The sequence below is a fragment of the Psychrobacter coccoides genome, from assembly GCF_017498085.1.
GTDB lineage: Bacteria > Pseudomonadota > Gammaproteobacteria > Pseudomonadales > Moraxellaceae > Psychrobacter > Psychrobacter coccoides.
Window position 1 is genome coordinate 1 of record NZ_JAGBKM010000054.1, and the last position, 597, is coordinate 597.

General features: G+C 41.9%; 1 protein-coding gene. It reads right to left on the reverse strand.

All coding sequences use genetic code 11. The features are described from left to right. The coding region (locus J3492_RS13030; RefSeq protein ID WP_243453263.1) for a transposase at positions 1-597 on the reverse strand (597 nt) is incomplete at both ends.

Sequence of the window (597 nt, forward strand, 5' to 3'; positions counted from 1 at the left end):
GGCCAGTTTGGATGAAGTGAATGAGTTTGATTTGATTTTACCAACAACGATTAAGTTGTTGGCTTTAACAAGCTTTGATGTGAATTTATGAATCAAGTCTTGGCGGGTGTTTTTAATCTTGGCGTGTATCGCACGGATCCGTTTTTTATTCTTGGCTCTTTGGGCGACGGCCAGTTTTTCAGCATAGTTATGGGTGACTTTGATTTGTAGCTGATCACCTTCACTACTGACTGCGGCATCTTTACAGCCTAAATCAATACCGACTTGACCCGTGCCACACTTAATCTTTGGAAACTCTTTAACGGTGATACAAGCATACCAATGACCGCTATTGTCTTGTACCAATTCGCAAGTATTGATGCTGTAGAGCGAGAGGTTATAGCTATCCCATACATCAATGATCAGCTTTTGACGGTTAGCTAAGCTAAATTGCAGGGTGGTTTTTAAAGACTTTTTACCGCTTTGGCGCGTACTGATATGCTTAATCGCGGTCTTTTTAAAAGGAATCCAGCCCAAGCTTCTTCTCTTGGCCTTTGGGTTGTTGGTACGCCAGTTGAGTTTGGCTTTTTTGAATTGTTTACGGGATTTAGCGTGAAC